Here is a 17,191-nt window from a genome sequence, read left to right as displayed (position 1 = left end):
CCATCAAGATTTGAACCATGTGGACTTACACAGCTTATAGCCATGAGATATGGTGCAGTTCCGATTGTAAGAGAGACCGGAGGACTCAAAGATACGGTTCAGCCTTATAATATGTTTGAAAATACAGGAAACGGTTTTACATTTGACAGATATGAAAGCGGGCTGCTTTACGATGCGATCAACAGAGCAAAGACTCTCTATTTCGAGAACAGGAAATCCTGGGATGATATGGTAATCCGCGATATGAATAAAGATGTTTCCTGGGAAAAGAGTGCAAAACAGTATAAAGATATGTATGTAGGATTAACAACAAGAGATTAGAGTGTGTTTGAAAAATGCTTTACGCAAGATGATCCTATGTCAAGAAAAAGTACAAATTAAGAATGACTTTTTTCCATCGTTAAAAATAAAAGACATCAGCATAAATTCGCTGATGTCTTTTATAAATAGTACTTTATTGTTTATAAATAATTTACTTTGTGTCCTGCAGTGCAAGATAACCTTCTTCGCCTGTACGGATTTTAACAACATTTTCAATATCATATACAAATACTTTACCATCACCGATCTGGCCTGTATGAAGGACTGCTTTGGCAGTTTCAATAACTTTCTGTACAGGTACGAGGCTGACAACGATTTCAATCTTGATCTTAGGAAGAAGATTCATCTCCATCTCAACACCACGATAGTAGGATGGAGCACCTTTCTGTACACCGCATCCGAGAACATTCGTAATAGTGATGCCTGTAACACCGATCTCGTTCATTGCCTGCATAAATTCATCAAGCTTATTCTGACGGGTGATGATAACAACTTTTGTAAGCTTATGAACGCCTTCTTTCGGAAGTTCAGGAACTGATTCAGCAGGAGCGGAAGGTCTGGCTGTAATAACAGGAGCTTTTACGGAAGTTCCCATAGGAGTCGGAACACCTGCCATTGCGAAACCGTCATAAGCACTTGCAAGACCATGTTCTTTGGAGTCAAGACCTGCGATCTCTTCTTCAACTGAAACACGAAGTCCAATTGTATGTTTGATTACCTGGAAGATAATTGTCATAGTAACAACAACCCATGCGATTGTGATGATCATACCTGTGAACTGAACACCAAATCCGTGGAAACCGCCGCCTGTAAGAAGTCCTTTCCAGTCTGTGCCTGAACCGTCGGAGAAAAGACCAACTGCAAGAGTACCGAATGCACCGTTTAAACCATGAACACCGACAGCACCAACAGGGTCATCGATTTTCAGAACCTTGTCAATAAATTCAATACCAAATACTACGATGAAACCGGAAGCAATACCGATGATTGCTGCGGATGTAGGTGAAACTGTGTCACATCCTGCTGTAATTGCTACAAGTCCTGCAAGAGAACCATTCAGAGACATGGAAACATCCGGTTTTTTGTAACGTACCCATGTGATGATCATAACAGTTACAGTTGCAACAGCTGCTGCAAGGTTAGTAGTAACGAAGATTTTACCTGCGCTTACAATTGCATCGCCTTCCATGCTGACTGTGGAAGCACCGTTAAATCCGAACCAGCAGAACCAGAGGATAAATACACCTAAAGCACCAACTGTAAGGTTGTGTCCCGGGATAGCTTTTGATTTGCCGTCTTTTGTATATTTACCGATACGAGGTCCAAGGATGATAGCACCAATCAGAGCTGCCACACCACCTACCATATGTACTGCACAGGAACCTGCGAAATCATGAAATCCCATCTGGCTGATAAATCCACCGCCCCAGATCCAGTGTCCGGATACCGGATATACAACAAGACTGATCATAAGGCTGTAGATGCAATAGGAAAGGAACTTGGTACGTTCTGCCATTGCACCGGAAACAATTGTTGCGGATGTTGCACAGAATACTGTCTGGAAGATTAAGAATGCCCAGAAAGGAACTCCGTCAGGAAGCATTCCTGAACCATAGTGTGCTTCTGTGGCAATACCACCGATCTTTCCGATAAATCCATTACCTGCACCAAACATCAGACCGAAGCCGACCAGCCAGAAGATCGGGGTTCCGATACAGAAGTCCATCAGGTTTTTCATAATAATGTTACCTGCGTTTTTGGCTCGTGTGAAGCCTGTTTCTACCATTGCAAATCCGGCCTGCATAAAGAAGACCAGCGCGGCGCCGACCAGCACCCATATTGTGTTTACTGCGGAAAATTCCATAATAATATTCCTCCCTCATAAAAATTTCCTCATATTTTATAAAATGCAAAAAGCGCGATGCCTGGAAATGTAGCCAGTTCATCGCGCTTTTGCGAATATAAAATCCATATTTATTTTATAGTATATTGCATAACTGATGTGATAGAAAGACATTTTGTGTGACTGTATGCAATGCACCTTAAAATCAATTATATGTAAAACAGGGGAACATCAAAATATCGTGTGATTAATGGATGAGGAAATCGATAATGAATTATGAAGTAGAGTTCATAAAGATATTCCCCTGTTATTACCTGTTAGTTAAACGGAAAACAGAAGCTTGTCATATGTAGGATATGGAAGCAGTGCATCCGGAATCAGAGTTTCTGCTGCGTCTACAGACTTTCTGAGTTCATCCATATCAGAAAGAACAACTGTCTGGTATGCTTTTGCATTAGCCAGAGGATCTTCTGTAGCAAGCGCTTTGGCAGTGTCTGCTTTTAAAGTCTCAAGACCTGTGGAAATCTCATCAGCAAGCTGTGACAGCTCTTTGATCAGTTTTCCTTCAGAAGCTGTGCTGACATCTGAAACAACTGATTTTTTAGCAACAGCAGTAGCTGCAACTTTGTCGATATATGCGAATACAGATGGAAGGAAATTCTTCTGTACCATTTCAACCATAGTATTGGACTCAATGTTAAGGATCTTGGAATAGGATTCCAGCCAGATCTCATAACGAGATTCAATTTCTTCTTTTGTGAAGATATGATATTTGGTAAAGAGTTCAATATTCTTATCTGCGATCCACTGAGGAAGAGCATCCGGTGTAGATTTCAGGTTAAAGAGACCACGTTTCGTAGCTTCTTCAATCCATTCGTCTGTATAACCGTTTCCGTTAAAGATAACACGTTTATGATCAATAATTGTCTTCTTGATCAGTTCGTGGATTGCATCCTCCATCTTGTCTTCCGGTACATCTTTTAACTGTTCTGCAAACTGGTGAACGCACTCAGCAACAGCAGTGTTTAAGATAATGTTCGGGTTTGCAACAGAAGCTTCGGAACCAAGCATACGGAATTCGAATTTGTTTCCTGTAAATGCGAATGGTGAAGTACGGTTTCTGTCTGTATTGTCTTTTACGAAATGTGGAAGTACTTTTGCACCGATATCCATCTGGACTGCGCGGCTTCCTGCAAAATATTCGTCATTTTCGATAGATTTTAATACTTCTGTCAGTTCATCGCCCAGGAATACGGATACAACAGCAGGCGGAGCCTCGTTTGCACCAAGACGGTGATCATTTCCTGCACTTGCTACAGAAATACGAAGTACATCTGCGTATTCATCAACTGCTTTGATAACAGCTGTCAGGAAAATCAGGAACTGTGTATTTTCAGCAGGTGTTTTTCCCGGATCAAGGATATTTACACCGGTATCTGTAATCATAGACCAGTTGTTGTGTTTACCACTTCCGTTGATTCCCTCAAATGGTTTCTCATGAAGGAGGCATACAAGTCCATGCTTGTCGGCAACTTTCTTCATTACTTCCATTGTTAACTGGTTGTGGTCAACTGCAACGTTTGTTGTATCGAATACAGGAGCCAGCTCGTGCTGTGCAGGAGCAACTTCGTTATGTTTTGTTTTGGCAGGAATACCAAGTTTCCAGAGTTCTACATCCAGGTCATGCATATAAGCTGCAACACGTGGTTTCAGAGCACCGAAGTAATGATCTTCCATTTCCTGGCCCTTAGGAGCAGGAGCGCCAATCAGTGTACGTCCGCAGAATACAAGGTCTTTTCTCTGTTTGTATAATTCCTTGTCTACCAGGAAGTATTCCTGTTCAGGACCTACAGTTGTATTTACGTGTTTGACATCTTTATTTCCTATTATATGGAGAAGGTTTGTAGCTTCTTTATCAAGTGTCTGCATGGAACGAAGGAGAGGAGTCTTTTTATCAAGAGCTTCTCCGCTGTAGGAGCAGAATGCTGTAGGAATGTAAAGAGTTCCGTCTTTGATGAATGCCGGTGATGTCGGATCCCAGGCTGTATATCCTCTTGCCTCGAATGTGGCACGAAGACCGCCTGACGGGAAACTGGAAGCATCCGGCTCACCTTTTACAAGTTCTTTACCGGAGAAATCCATGATCACCTGACCATCTCCTGTAGGAGAAATGAAGCTGTCATGTTTCTCGGCAGTTACGTTTGTCATTGGCTGGAACCAGTGAGTATAATGAGTAGCGCCGTTCTCGGTAGCCCATTCTTTCATTGCAACAGCAACGGAGTTGGCAACATCAAGTTCAAGGTGTGTACCGCTCTCGATTGTTTTCTTTAATGCTTTGTACATGTCTTTTGGCAGTTTACTTCTCATTACTTTGTCGTTGAAGACCAGGCTGCCATACAGTTCAGGGATATTCTGTGCCATATAGGTACTCTCCTTTCGGTTTGCAATATTTTCTGAATATGTGTAGTGCCGCTGCAAATCACCTCTGTGACTGCCTGCGGTTTTCGTCTCATAGAAAATTCCTCATCGAACATTTTCTATGAAACGAAAGTTTATAAAACGAAAAAGGCGCTCTGGATGAGATCTCTGTAGATCTTTCCAAAGCGCCTTTGCTTTATGTGCTGTACTATAAACGAAATGAAAACAGATGTCAAGCACTTTTTTTGAAAAAATTCAGAAAAAATTTTTGAGATATGGCAAAAAAAGGATAGGTTGACAAATTTGTTTCTATTATTATAATTTGATTTTGGAACCCGCCAAACATAAGAAAACAATGTCAGCGGGTTTTGAAAGTAAAACTAAAGTCAGACAAGAGAATACGATCGGAGGAAATCAGATGGCTGGAATAAAAGAAGAGTGCGGCGTCTTTGGGATTTATGATCTGGATGGCGGCAATGTAGTTCCGTCCATATATTATGGACTGACTTCCCTGCAGCACAGAGGACAGGAATCCTGCGGACTTGCAGTTTCTGATACTAAGGGAGAGCGTGGAAATGTGAAGTTTCATAAGGATCTGGGACTTGTAAGTGAAGTTCTCAGACAGGATGTTGTCCGTAAATATGAGGGAGATATTGGTATTGGTCATGTAAGATATTCCACAACAGGAGCTTCTGTTGCAGAGAATGCACAGCCCCTTGTTTTATCTTATGTAAAGGGAACTCTTGCACTTGCACATAACGGAAATCTGGTTAATACGCCGGAACTGAAATGGGAACTGATCCAGAATGGAGCGATTTTCCATACAACTACAGATTCAGAGGTTATTGCGTTCCATATCGCAAGAGAACGTGTACATTCTAAAACAGTAGAAGAGGCAGTGCTAAAGACTGCAAAGAAGATCAAAGGTGCTTATGGTCTGGTAGTTATGAGCCCGAGAAAGCTGATCGCAGTCCGCGATCCATATGGACTGAAACCATTATGTCTCGGCAAAAGAGGAAATGCTTATGTTGTTGCTTCTGAGAGCTGTGCACTGACATCTGTAAGTGCGGAATTTATCCGTGACATTGAGCCGGGTGAGATTCTTACGATCACAAAAGACGGACTGAAGTCCAATAAAGAGCTTGCGTCTGCTGCTGCAAAACGTGCGCATTGTGTGTTTGAGTATATATATTTTGCAAGACTTGACAGTACCATTGATGGGGTGAAGGTCTATGATGCCAGAATCCGCGGCGGTAAATCTCTTGCCAAGTCTTATCCTGTAGAGGCAGATCTTGTAACTGGTGTACCGGAGTCCGGACTTCCTGCTGCAAAAGGATATTCCGAAGCATCAGGAATCCCGTTTGCATTTGCGTTCTATAAAAACAGCTATATTGGAAGAACATTTATCAAACCGACTCAGGAGGAACGTGAGTCCAGTGTTCATCTGAAACTGAGTGTGCTGGAATCTGTTGTAAAAGATAAGAGGATTGTTCTGGTGGATGATTCCATTGTTCGTGGAACAACCATTGCAAACCTGATCCACATGTTAAAAGAGGCGGGAGCAAAGGAAGTACACGTACGTATCAGTTCACCACCATTTTTACATCCATGCTATTTCGGAACTGATGTGCCGTCAAATGACCAGCTCATTGCAGCCAGCCACAGCACAGAGGAAATCTGTAAAATGATCGGAGCAGATTCTCTTGGCTACATGCAGACAGATTATCTGGAAGGAATGGCGGGCGGCCTGCCCTTATGTAAGGCATGCTTCGATGGAAATTATCCGATGGAGATTCCGGATTATACAAATGCGGAGTTTGCAGATATTGTGAAGTGTTAAGCCGCAAAAATTCATAAAAAATGCAGAAACCTGTCGATGATATATGGAATCAATCTCACATAATGGTAAAACCAATATAGGGCGGAACTATATATAGTGCATAAAACAATGCCGTAAAAAATATATAAAACAAACAAATTATACAATAAAACCCCTGCGTTTTATGAAAATTGGATAAATTTAAAAACTTGACAAATTCTGAAATGTGGAACATAATATGGGCGTCTGATAGAAAAAAACAAAGAATGTTTTCAGAAAGGGTGATCACGATGTCACAGAGTAAAATCAAGTTAAATGCAACTGAAGAGGTGCAGGAATTTGTGAATGCTGCAAGCAGATGTGATTTTGATATTGATGTTTATTACAACAGATTTTTAATTGATGCCAAATCAATCCTTGGTGTACTTAGTCTGGATCTGACCAGAGAACTGACAGTAGACTGCCACGGGGAGAGCCAGGAATTTAATCGTACATTGAAGAAATTTGCAGTTGCATAAATTTTGCATTTTTATAACCGAATAATTATTGCAGAGAAGACGGGTCTGGAAGATGAATTTTTACAGATTCGTTTTTTCTGTATTATAACTGTGTTCAGAGTAATTCCATAAAATATAACTGCTTCATAGTTTATCAGAAGGAACTTATTTGATTGTTACTGTTCACTCCGTTCACAGTAACGTAGCCAAAATTCATTCCAGATTGCCTGCGACAATGGAATTTTGGCTTGTATGTCTCGGGATTTTGGCATATTCATGCCAAAACACCTCGCGGGATAGTGGTGTGTGAACAGTAACCTTTGATTTGTTTTTGCTTAAAAAACGGGAAATTCATTATTGACAAACGAAAAAAAATGTTTTATAGTATAGCATATTTTTAAAGAAAGCCAATTGAACATATTATTATAGAAGATATGATGATCTGACAAAGGCGTCAGATGCAGAATACCAGATGGGTCAAGTGCCCTCTGATAGCTGCATCTGACGCTTTTTTATTAACAAAGGATGATGGAGGAGGAAATCAAAATGGCAGTGAAATACGTATTTGTTACAGGAGGAGTTGTTTCCGGTCTTGGAAAGGGAATCACAGCTGCATCTCTGGGGCGTCTTTTAAAAGCTAGAGGATATCAGGTAACCATGCAGAAGTTTGATCCTTATATCAATATCGACCCCGGAACCATGAACCCGATTCAGCACGGAGAAGTTTTTGTAACAGACGATGGTACAGAGACAGACCTGGATCTGGGACATTATGAGAGATTCATTGATGAGAGTCTTGATAAAAATTCCAATGTGACAACCGGTAAGGTTTACTGGTCTGTTCTTCAGAAAGAACGTCACGGGGATTTCGGCGGGGGTACCGTACAGGTAATTCCTCATATTACAAATGAGATTAAGAGCCGTTTCTACCGCGCCAAATCACCGGAGGAAAACAAGATTGCCATTATCGAGGTGGGAGGAACAGTCGGTGATATTGAAAGTCAGCCGTTCCTGGAAGCAATCCGTCAGTTCCAGCTCAATGTGGGACATGACAATGCAATCCTGATCCACGTAACATTAATTCCTTATTTAAAAGCATCTGAAGAACTGAAAACCAAACCGACCCAGGCAAGCGTAAAGGAACTTCAGGGAATGGGAATCCAGCCGGATGTACTGGTGTGCAGAAGTGAACATGAGCTGACAGAGGACATTAAAGAAAAAATCGCTTTATTCTGCAACGTACCTGTATCACATGTACTTCAGAACCTGGATGTGGAATATTTATATGAAGCTCCTCTTGCAATGGAAAGAGAGAAGCTTGCAGATGTAGTTCTTTCAAGTCTCCGTCTGGAAAACAGAAAACCGGATTTAAGTGACTGGGAGGAAATGGTAGAAAGTCTGAGAAATCCGAACAAAACAGTTAAAATCGCAATCGTAGGAAAATATACACAGCTTCATGATGCATATCTCAGTGTAGTAGAGGCACTGAAACATGGCGGAATTTCCTGCAGAGCCAAAGTAGAGCTTGACTGGATTGATTCCGAAGAACTGACAGAGAAAAATCTGGATCAGCAGCTTCACAATGTAGATGGTATCCTGGTTCCGGGTGGTTTCGGAAACAGAGGTACAGAAGGAATGATTCTGGCAGCACAGTATGCAAGAGTACATAAGATACCATATCTTGGTATCTGCCTGGGAATGCAGATGGCAATCGTAGAATTTGCCCGCCATGTACTTGGATATGAAGATGCAAACAGTATTGAACTGAATCCGGAAACTAAACACCCGGTAATTGCATTAATGCCGGATCAGGAAGATATCGAAGATATCGGTGGAACCTTAAGACTTGGAAGTTATCCATGTATTCTTGCAGAAGGTTCCAAATCCTATGAACTCTTTGGCAAAAAAGAAATCCATGAGCGCCACAGACATCGTTATGAAGTAAACAATGCATTCCGTAAAGAACTCCAGGAGAAGGGAATGAATATCGTAGGAACTTCCCCTGATAACCATATTGTAGAGATGATCGAGATTGCAGGGCATCCGTTCTATGTAGGAACTCAGGCCCATCCGGAATTCAAATCCCGCCCGAATCATGCACATCCTTTATTCAGAGGATTTATTCAGGCGGCTGTAGATTTCAAAAATAATTAATTACTTTTGAAAGCCTCCGGCGGATTGCAGAACTGCGCAGAGGTAAATGTCATGCAAAGCATGACGCGCAGCTTGCAGCAAGTACGCTGGAGCGTACTTGCTACTAATAAGTGAAGAACAGCAGAAAAAATAGAAAGGATGAGGAGATTATGAAAGAAGTGAGAGAACAGCAGCAACAGCAAGGTCTGTACCGGTCTGAATTTGAGCATGACAACTGTGGTATCGGAGCAGTTGTCAATATCAAAGGCAAGAAAACCCACGATACTGTTGCAAATGCATTAAAGATTGTAGAACATCTGGAACACCGTGCAGGTAAGGATGCAGAAGGCAAAACCGGTGACGGTGTAGGTATTCTTCTCCAGATTTCCCATAAATTTTTCAAGAAAGCCTGTAAGAAAGAGGGATTTGAGATTGGCGATGAGAGAGAATATGGCATCGCACAGTTTTTCTTCCCGCAGCACGAGATCAAACGCGCACAGGCAAAGAAGATGTTTGAGATCATTCTTGAGAAAGAAGGCCTGGAACTTCTTGGATGGCGTCAGGTCCCGGTATTCCCGGAAGTGCTTGGACACAAGGCAAGAGAATGTATGCCATGTATTATGCAGGCATTTATCAAAAAGCCGGAAGATGTGGAAAAAGGTCTTCCATTTGACCGTATGCTCTACATTGCAAGACGTGAGTTTGAGCAGAGTAATGATAACACTTACGTAGTTTCCATGAGCAGCCGTACCATCGTTTACAAAGGTATGTTCCTGGTTGGACAGCTTCGTACTTTCTTCGAAGACCTTCAGAACCCGGATTATGAATCTGCGATTGCCATGGTACATTCCCGTTTCAGTACCAACACAAATCCAAGCTGGGAGAGGGCACATCCTAACCGTTTTATGGTACACAACGGTGAGATCAACACCATCCGCGGCAACGCAGATAAGATGCTTGCAAGAGAAGAAAACATGGAATCTCCATATCTGGAGGGACAGCTTCATAAAGTGCTCCCTGTTGTAAACAGAAATGGTTCCGACTCTGCAATGCTTGACAATACACTGGAATTTCTGGTAATGAGTGGTATGGAACTTCCGCTGGCAGTGATGATCACAATTCCTGAACCATGGGCAAACAACGATACCATTTCACAGGCAAAGCGTGATTTCTACCAGTACTATGCAACTATGATGGAGCCATGGGACGGACCTGCATCTATCCTCTTCTCGGACGGTGATGTGATGGGAGCTGTCCTTGACAGAAACGGTCTCCGTCCATCCAGATATTATATTACCTCCGATGGTTACATGATCCTTTCCTCAGAAGTGGGTGTTCTGCCGATTCCGGAAGAGAAGATTGTATTAAAAGAGCGTCTTCATCCTGGAAAAATGCTTCTTGTAGATACTGTAAAGGGAAAAGTAATCGATGACAATGAACTGAAAGAGGGATATGCAAAAATGCAGCCATACGGTGAATGGCTGGATAGTCATCTGGTACAGTTAAAAGACATCAAGATTCCTAACGAAAGACCGGAAGAATATACACCTGAGCAGAGAGCGCGTCTGCAGAAAGCATTCGGTTATACTTATGAGCAGTATCGTACTTCCATCAGAAACATGGCGTTAAATGGTGCAGAGAGCATCGGCGCTATGGGTGTAGATACTCCGTTGGCAGTATTTTCCAAACAGAACAGACCATTATTTGACTATTTCAAACAGCTTTTTGCACAGGTTACTAACCCTCCGATCGATGCAATCCGTGAGGAAATCGTTACAAGCACAAGTGTTTATGTTGGTAAAGACGGAAACCTTCTGGAGCAGAAACCTGAGAACTGTCAGGTATTAAAAATCAATAATCCGATTCTGACAAATACAGACATGATGAAGATTAAGAGCTTTAAACATGAAGGCTTCAAGACAGCGGTTGTTTCTACCTTATATTATAAGAGTACGAAACTTGAGAGAGCCATTGACCGTCTTTTCGTAGAAGTAGATAAAGCATTCCGTGAGGGTGCAAACATCCTTGTTCTTTCAGACAGAGGAGTAGATGAAAACCATATGCCGATTCCGTCACTTCTGGCAGTATCCGCAGTTCATCAGCATCTGGTAAAGACGAAAAAGAGTACCTCCCTTGCAATTATCCTGGAATCCGGAGAGCCAAGAGAAGTACATCACTTTGCAACCTTACTTGGCTATGGCGCAAGTGCAATCAACCCGTACCTTGCCCTTGAGACCATTCATGAACTGATTGACAGTCATATGTTGGAGAAAGACTATTATGCAGCAGTAGATGACTACAATCATGCAGTGATCAGCGGTATTGTAAAGATTGCTTCCAAGATGGGTATTTCCACCATCCAGTCTTATCAGGGATCTCAGATTTTTGAGGCAATCGGTATTTCCTCAGATGTGATCGAGAAATACTTTACTGGTACAGTCAGCCGTGTAGGCGGAATCACTCTGGATGATATTGAAGAGAATGTAGAGAAGCTTCACTCAGAAGCATTTGACCCATTAGGACTTCCTACAGACCTGACTCTGGACAGCGTAGGCGCACACAAGATGAGAAGCCAGGGAGAGGAACATCGTTACAATCCTCAGACTATCCATCTTCTGCAACAGTCCACATGGACAGGAAGCTACGATCTGTTCAAACAGTACACAGATCTGGTAGATAAAGAAAATCACGGAAACTTAAGAGGTCTTCTGGACTTTAAGTTTGCCGAGACACCGGTTCCGCTTGAAGAAGTAGAGAGTGTAGATGATATCGTAAAACGATTTAAGACAGGTGCCATGTCCTATGGTTCCATTTCACAGGAAGCACATGAGACACTGGCAATCGCCATGAATCACCTCCATGGAAAATCCAATACAGGTGAGGGCGGTGAAAGTGATGAAAGACTGGATTCTGCAGGAAGCAGCGATGACAGATGCTCCGCGATCAAACAGGTTGCCAGCGGACGTTTCGGTGTAACCAGCCGTTATCTTGTATCTGCAAGAGAGATCCAGATCAAGATGGCACAGGGTGCAAAACCTGGTGAAGGTGGACATCTTCCTGCAAAGAAGGTATATCCATGGATTGCCAAGACACGTCATTCCACACCAGGTGTCAGCCTGATCTCCCCGCCACCGCACCACGATATCTATTCTATCGAGGACCTGGCACAGTTAATCTATGATCTTAAGAATGCAAATAAATATGCAGATATTTCTGTCAAACTGGTATCTGAAGCAGGTGTCGGTACAGTTGCAGCAGGTGTTGCAAAAGCCGGTGCACAAACTATTCTGATCTCTGGTTATGACGGAGGTACAGGTGCAGCTCCGAGAAGTTCTATCCACAATGCAGGACTTCCATGGGAACTTGGACTTGCAGAAACACATCAGACACTGCTCAAGAATGGTCTGAGAAACCGTGTCCGCATTGAGACAGACGGTAAGCTTATGAGTGGTCGTGACGTTGCAATCGCAGCATTAATGGGTGCCGAGGAATTTGGTTTTGCAACAGCTCCGCTTGTAACCATGGGATGCGTTATGATGCGTGTATGTAACCTGGATACCTGCCCGGTTGGTGTGGCAACACAGAACCCTGAACTTCGTAAGAGATTCAAAGGTAAACCGGAATATGTAGAGAATTTCATGCGCTTTATCGCACAGGAATTAAGAGAATACATGTCCAAGCTCGGATTCCGTACAGTCAGTGAAATGGTAGGCCGTACAGATCTCCTTGTTCAGACAGACAACGTACAGGAACCACATCAGGGCAAAGTAGACTTAAGTGCAATCCTGAACAATCCGTTCGCAGGCAAAGACCAGAAAGTTACTTTTGACCCGAAAGCCGTATATAACTTCGAACTGGAAAAGACCATAGATGAAAAGGTTCTGGTTAAAAAATGTGCAAATGCAATCAATAAAGGTCAGAAAACAGAGCTTTCTGTAAACCTGACAAACATTGACCGTACATTCGGAACCATCCTTGGTGCAGAGATTACCAGAAAGAATAAAAACGGACTTGCAGATGACACCATCACTGTATACTGCAACGGTGCCGGCGGACAGAGCTTCGGTGCATTTATCCCCAAAGGACTTACACTGGAACTGACCGGTGACAGCAATGATTACTTCGGAAAAGGACTTTCCGGTGGTAAACTGATCCTGAAGGTTCCGGAAAAAGCTGCATACAAAGCAGAAGAGAATATTATCGTAGGTAATGTTGCCCTCTACGGTGCAACCAGTGGTACTGCATTTATCAATGGTGTTGCAGGCGAGCGTTTCGCAGTTCGTAACTCCGGCGCATCTGCAGTTGTAGAAGGCGTAGGAGAACACGGCTGTGAATATATGACAGGTGGCCGCGTAGTCGTACTTGGTAAGACTGGCAAGAACTTTGCAGCAGGTATGAGCGGCGGTATCGCATATGTACTGGATGTGGATAATGTTCTTTACAAGAACCTGAACAAAGCTATGATTTCCATCGAAAAAGTGGAAAATAAATATGACAGAAAAGAACTTCGCGACCTGATTGAAGCTCATGTAGAAGCAACAGGTTCCAAACTCGGTGCGAAAGTTCTGGCTGACTTTGATTATTATCTGCCGCACTTTAAGAAACTCATTCCAAATGAGTACAAGAAGATGATTACTTTAAGTGCAAAACTGGAAGAAAAAGGTTTGAACAGTCAGCAGGCACAGATGGAAGCGTTCTACGAAAGTATTGGCGCCAAGCATTGATAATAATTGAATATATCGTGTGAGCTTATCAATGTTGTCATGAAATAAAAATGACATGGCTATACCATTATTGCCGCAGTCCGTGCGGCGAAAAGGAGGAAATCATGGGAAAACCTACGGGATTTTTAGAGTATAAAAGAGAGACGGCAAAGGTTCTGCCGCCAAAGGTCCGCATTGCAAATTTTAAAGAATTCAGGACCCCTTTAAATAAAGAAAAACAGAAACTTCAGGGCGCACGCTGCATGGCATGCGGCGTCCCGTTCTGCCAGTCAGGTATGATGATCGGCGGTATGGCATCCGGCTGCCCTCTGCACAACCTTGTACCTGAGACAAATGATCTGGTTTATACAGGCAACTGGAAACAGGCATTCTTAAGACTGAGCAAGACACACAGCTTCCCGGAATTTACTTCACGTGTCTGCCCTGCACTCTGCGAAGCAGCCTGCACCTGTAATATAAACGGAGAACCGGTGTCCACAAAGGAAAACGAACGTGCGATTATTGAGACAGCCTATGAGAACGGATGGGTAACTCCGCAGATTCCGGAAGTACGTACAGGCAAATCTATTGCAGTCATTGGAAGCGGTCCCTCCGGACTGGCAGCAGCCCAGCAGTTAAACAGACGAGGCCACAGTGTAACTGTATTTGAAAGAAAAGACCGTGTAGGCGGACTTCTCCGCTACGGTATCCCCAACATGAAGCTGGACAAAGCTGTTGTTGACAGAAGAATCCATCTTATGGAAGAAGAGGGAGTGAAATTCGTTACAAATGTAAACGTAGGAAAGGACATCAAGGCAGAAGAACTTCTGAAACAGTTCGACCGCGTCATCCTTGCCTGCGGAGCATCCAATCCACGAGACATCAAAGTTCCGGGAAGGGATGCAAAAGGAATCTATTTCGCAGTAGATTTCCTGGGACAGGTAACAAAAGCGCTGTTGGATTCTGACTTTGCCAAAGTTCCATATGAACTTGCAAAAGGTAAAAATGTTCTGGTCATCGGTGGTGGTGATACAGGAAATGACTGTGTGGGAACTTCCATCCGCCTGGGTGCCAAATCTGTGATCCAGTTAGAGATGATGCCGAAGCCGCCGGTAGAACGTACACCTTCCAATCCATGGCCGCAGTGGCCCAGAGTCCTCAAAACAGACTATGGCCAGGAAGAAGCTATCGCTGTATTCGGACACGATCCACGGGTATACCAGACTACTGTTACAGAATTTATCAAAGATAAAAACGGAAATGTCTGCCAGGCCAAACTCACGAAATTAAAGAGTGAAAAAGATCCGAAGACAGGACGTATGATGATGGTACCTGTAGAAGGAACAGAAGAAGTCATTCCTGTAGACGTAGTTCTTATCGCAGCCGGATTCCTTGGCAGCGAGAAATATGTAACAGACGCATTCAAAGTAGCCATCAACGGCAGAACAAACGTAGATACCAAACCGGAACAGTATCAGACATCCGTAGACAGAGTCTTTACAGCCGGCGACATGCACAGAGGCCAGTCCCTGGTAGTATGGGCGATCCGCGAGGGAAGAGAAGCTGCGAAAGCGGTAGATGAATCACTGATGGGATATTCCTATCTGTAAAAATAAGATAAAATATGACAAAGGTGCTATTGCCTGACGGAAAAGGACGTCAGGCAGTGGCACCTTTTTTTTGAAGTGATTTTCGGGTGTTTCGGGTATTACAATAATTGTAGTTTAGTTTAAATAAACAAAAATACTTAGTAAACCCAGCGTAGTCCTATCAGCGATTACACGGCGAAGATGTGATTACCACACCGAAAACAAAGAAAAGTAATCGTATGATCAAAATGCCGAAGTTCCTCTGTGAAGAAATGCAGGAATATTTGCAGATGCTTTACGGATTGAAGAAGAAAGACCGAATCTTTACGGTCACAAAGAATATCGTAGAGGTGTATATCTGAATCTGCTTACAAGTGGAAGGTTGAATGATTATTTGGCTGATATAGAAGAACAGGCACAGAAACGCTTTGAAAGGATTGTAGAGCAGATGGCAGAGAGTGAAGGTATTACCGAACAACTTAAAGCAACTGATCAGGTGGCTTGGGTAGGAGAAATGAATAATATTTGGAGTAGAGCAAGAGAGGTTGTGAATGCTGAATTGATTTATAATTAAAAGAGAAGAGATTTTGGATAAATGCTTGACTGTAAACCTTGTTTATAGCTTATTCTTAAGATAAAATAGAGTTGTTTGAAAGGAGTGCATAACATGAAAATAAAAGACGTAGAAGAACGAACAGGTTTATCCCGTTCTAATGTTCGTTTTTATGAAAAGGAAAAACTCATTGAGCCTTCAAGAAACGAAAGTAATGGTTATAGAGATTATTCAGAAAATGATGTGGAAAATATAAAGAAGATTGCATATCTGCGTACATTAGGAATTTCTATTGAGGATATACGAAGCATCATATCTGGAAAAGTAACATTGCAGGAAACGCTTGAGAGGCAGAATGAAATATTAAATAGTCAGATTACTGATTTGAATAAGGCAAAACTCATGTGCGAAAAAATGTTGGGTGAAGAAAGTATTAGTTATGAAAAATTACAGGTAGAACAATATGTAACAGAGTTGCAGGATTATTGGAAAGATAATCAAACTGTTTTCAAACTGGATTCAGTTAGCTTTTTGTATATATGGGGAAGTATGCTTACTTGGATAACGATTACCGTACTATGCTTGATTATTGGGGCATTGTCTTATTCTAAGCTGCCGACAGAAATTCCGGTACAATGGAGTAAAGGTGTGGCAACATCTTTGGTGAATAAAAATTGGATTTTTATTTGTCCGGTTATCTGTGTTACAATCCGTTATTTATTAAAACCTTTTATCTATGCCAAATTACAGATGAACAATTTTTATGGAGAAATTATAACAGAGTATTTGACAAATTATATGTGTTTTATTGTATTGTCAGTAGAAATTTTCTCAATACTTTTTACTTTCGGGGTGGTAAAAAGTGTTGTTGTACTTTTATTTGTGAACACGGCAGTCTTTATGGGATTGTTAGTAGTCGGATTGACAAAAATGGATTTGAGAGGAAAAGAAATTTTATGATTCAAATTTCAAATTTAATTAAAAAATATGGTGAAACAGTCGTTTTTCGAACTTAAACTATACATTTGAATATACTTTCGAATTATGACAAAAATTATACGGGAGTAATTTCTATAGACGGAGAAAAAATGAACAAGGTTGATTATCTTGATATGCCGGTTGCCTATGCAATGGATCAACCAAGTTTTTTTAATGAGTTGACAATATATGAAAATCTTCTTTCACCAAGGATATTAAGCTTGAATGAAAAAGTAAATTCTACATTCTAACATACCTTGATTTTATGCGGGATTAAATTCTATTTTCGGAGATACACAACTTAATTTTTTTAGTATATAATGCTTTTATACGGCAT

9 protein-coding genes and 2 pseudogenes are annotated in these 17,191 nt (G+C 42.0%); 9 read left to right on the top strand and 2 right to left on the bottom strand.

All coding sequences use genetic code 11. The features are described from left to right. Nucleotides 1-321 (top strand): annotated as a pseudogene (locus KQI87_RS05405) (glycogen synthase); the annotation flags it as partial. 151 nt (nucleotides 322-472) lie between these two features. On the opposite strand, the gene KQI87_RS05400 reads toward KQI87_RS05405, so the two are convergent. Both KQI87_RS05400 and KQI87_RS05395 read right to left on the bottom strand, forming a co-directional pair. Further along, on the bottom strand, nucleotides 473-2,185 hold the full coding sequence (locus tag KQI87_RS05400) for an ammonium transporter (protein ID WP_216459223.1): 1,713 nt from the start codon (nucleotides 2,183-2,185) through the stop codon (nucleotides 473-475). Nucleotides 2,186-2,485: 300 nt separating this feature from the next. After that, entirely contained in the window at nucleotides 2,486-4,585 is a 2,100-nt protein-coding gene (locus KQI87_RS05395) for a glutamine synthetase III family protein (RefSeq protein WP_216459222.1), read from the bottom strand. A 415-nt stretch (nucleotides 4,586-5,000) separates the two neighbouring features. On the opposite strand from KQI87_RS05395, the gene purF reads away from it, so the two are divergent. From purF to KQI87_RS05355, 8 genes and pseudogenes are all read left to right on the top strand, one after another. Next, entirely contained in the window at nucleotides 5,001-6,422 is a 1,422-nt protein-coding gene (gene purF, locus KQI87_RS05390) for an amidophosphoribosyltransferase (RefSeq protein ID WP_216459221.1), read from the top strand. A gap of 269 nt (nucleotides 6,423-6,691) precedes the next feature. Beyond that, nucleotides 6,692-6,919, top strand: coding sequence for an HPr family phosphocarrier protein (locus tag KQI87_RS05385; protein ID WP_216459220.1), 228 nt, complete (start codon nucleotides 6,692-6,694; stop codon nucleotides 6,917-6,919). 525 nt (nucleotides 6,920-7,444) lie between these two features. Further along, a complete protein-coding gene (locus tag KQI87_RS05380) occupies nucleotides 7,445-9,052 on the top strand; it encodes a CTP synthase (RefSeq protein WP_216459219.1) in 1,608 nt (535 codons plus the stop codon). A gap of 149 nt (nucleotides 9,053-9,201) precedes the next feature. Then, on the top strand, nucleotides 9,202-13,755 hold the full coding sequence (gene gltB / locus KQI87_RS05375) for a glutamate synthase large subunit (RefSeq protein ID WP_216459218.1): 4,554 nt from the start codon (nucleotides 9,202-9,204) through the stop codon (nucleotides 13,753-13,755). Nucleotides 13,756-13,859: 104 nt separating this feature from the next. Further along, on the top strand, nucleotides 13,860-15,344 hold the full coding sequence (locus tag KQI87_RS05370; RefSeq protein WP_216459217.1) for a glutamate synthase subunit beta: 1,485 nt from the start codon (nucleotides 13,860-13,862) through the stop codon (nucleotides 15,342-15,344). 155 nt (nucleotides 15,345-15,499) lie between these two features. Then, nucleotides 15,500-15,664 (top strand): annotated as a pseudogene (locus tag KQI87_RS05365) (site-specific integrase); the annotation flags it as partial. A 53-nt stretch (nucleotides 15,665-15,717) separates the two neighbouring features. After that, nucleotides 15,718-15,897, top strand: coding sequence for a TnpV protein (locus KQI87_RS05360; RefSeq protein WP_330655699.1), 180 nt, complete (start codon nucleotides 15,718-15,720; stop codon nucleotides 15,895-15,897). A 93-nt stretch (nucleotides 15,898-15,990) separates the two neighbouring features. Then, the gene (locus KQI87_RS05355) at nucleotides 15,991-16,836 is read left to right on the top strand and encodes a MerR family transcriptional regulator (protein ID WP_216459216.1); all 846 of its coding nucleotides are present in this window, start codon (nucleotides 15,991-15,993) and stop codon (nucleotides 16,834-16,836) included. The last annotated feature ends 355 nt before the right edge of the window (nucleotides 16,837-17,191 follow it).

Source organism: Blautia sp. MSJ-9, from assembly GCF_018919065.1.
GTDB lineage: Bacteria > Bacillota > Clostridia > Lachnospirales > Lachnospiraceae > Blautia_A.
Note: the sequence above shows the minus strand (reverse complement) of the source record. Positions and strands in the feature narration are given on the sequence as shown.

Bases quoted from the DNA above. Each gene is read 5' to 3' on its own strand.
- KQI87_RS05400 (WP_216459223.1), bottom strand. From the start codon at position 2,185: ATGGAATTTTCCGCAGTAAACACAATATGGGTGCTGGTCGGCGCCGCG.
- KQI87_RS05395 (WP_216459222.1), bottom strand. From the start codon at position 4,585: ATGGCACAGAATATCCCTGAACTGTATGGCAGCCTGGTCTTCAACGAC.
- purF (WP_216459221.1), top strand. From the start codon at position 5,001: ATGGCTGGAATAAAAGAAGAGTGCGGCGTCTTTGGGATTTATGATCTG.
- KQI87_RS05385 (WP_216459220.1), top strand. From the start codon at position 6,692: ATGTCACAGAGTAAAATCAAGTTAAATGCAACTGAAGAGGTGCAGGAA.
- KQI87_RS05380 (WP_216459219.1), top strand. From the start codon at position 7,445: ATGGCAGTGAAATACGTATTTGTTACAGGAGGAGTTGTTTCCGGTCTT.
- gltB (WP_216459218.1), top strand. From the start codon at position 9,202: ATGAAAGAAGTGAGAGAACAGCAGCAACAGCAAGGTCTGTACCGGTCT.
- KQI87_RS05370 (WP_216459217.1), top strand. From the start codon at position 13,860: ATGGGAAAACCTACGGGATTTTTAGAGTATAAAAGAGAGACGGCAAAG.
- KQI87_RS05355 (WP_216459216.1), top strand. From the start codon at position 15,991: ATGAAAATAAAAGACGTAGAAGAACGAACAGGTTTATCCCGTTCTAAT.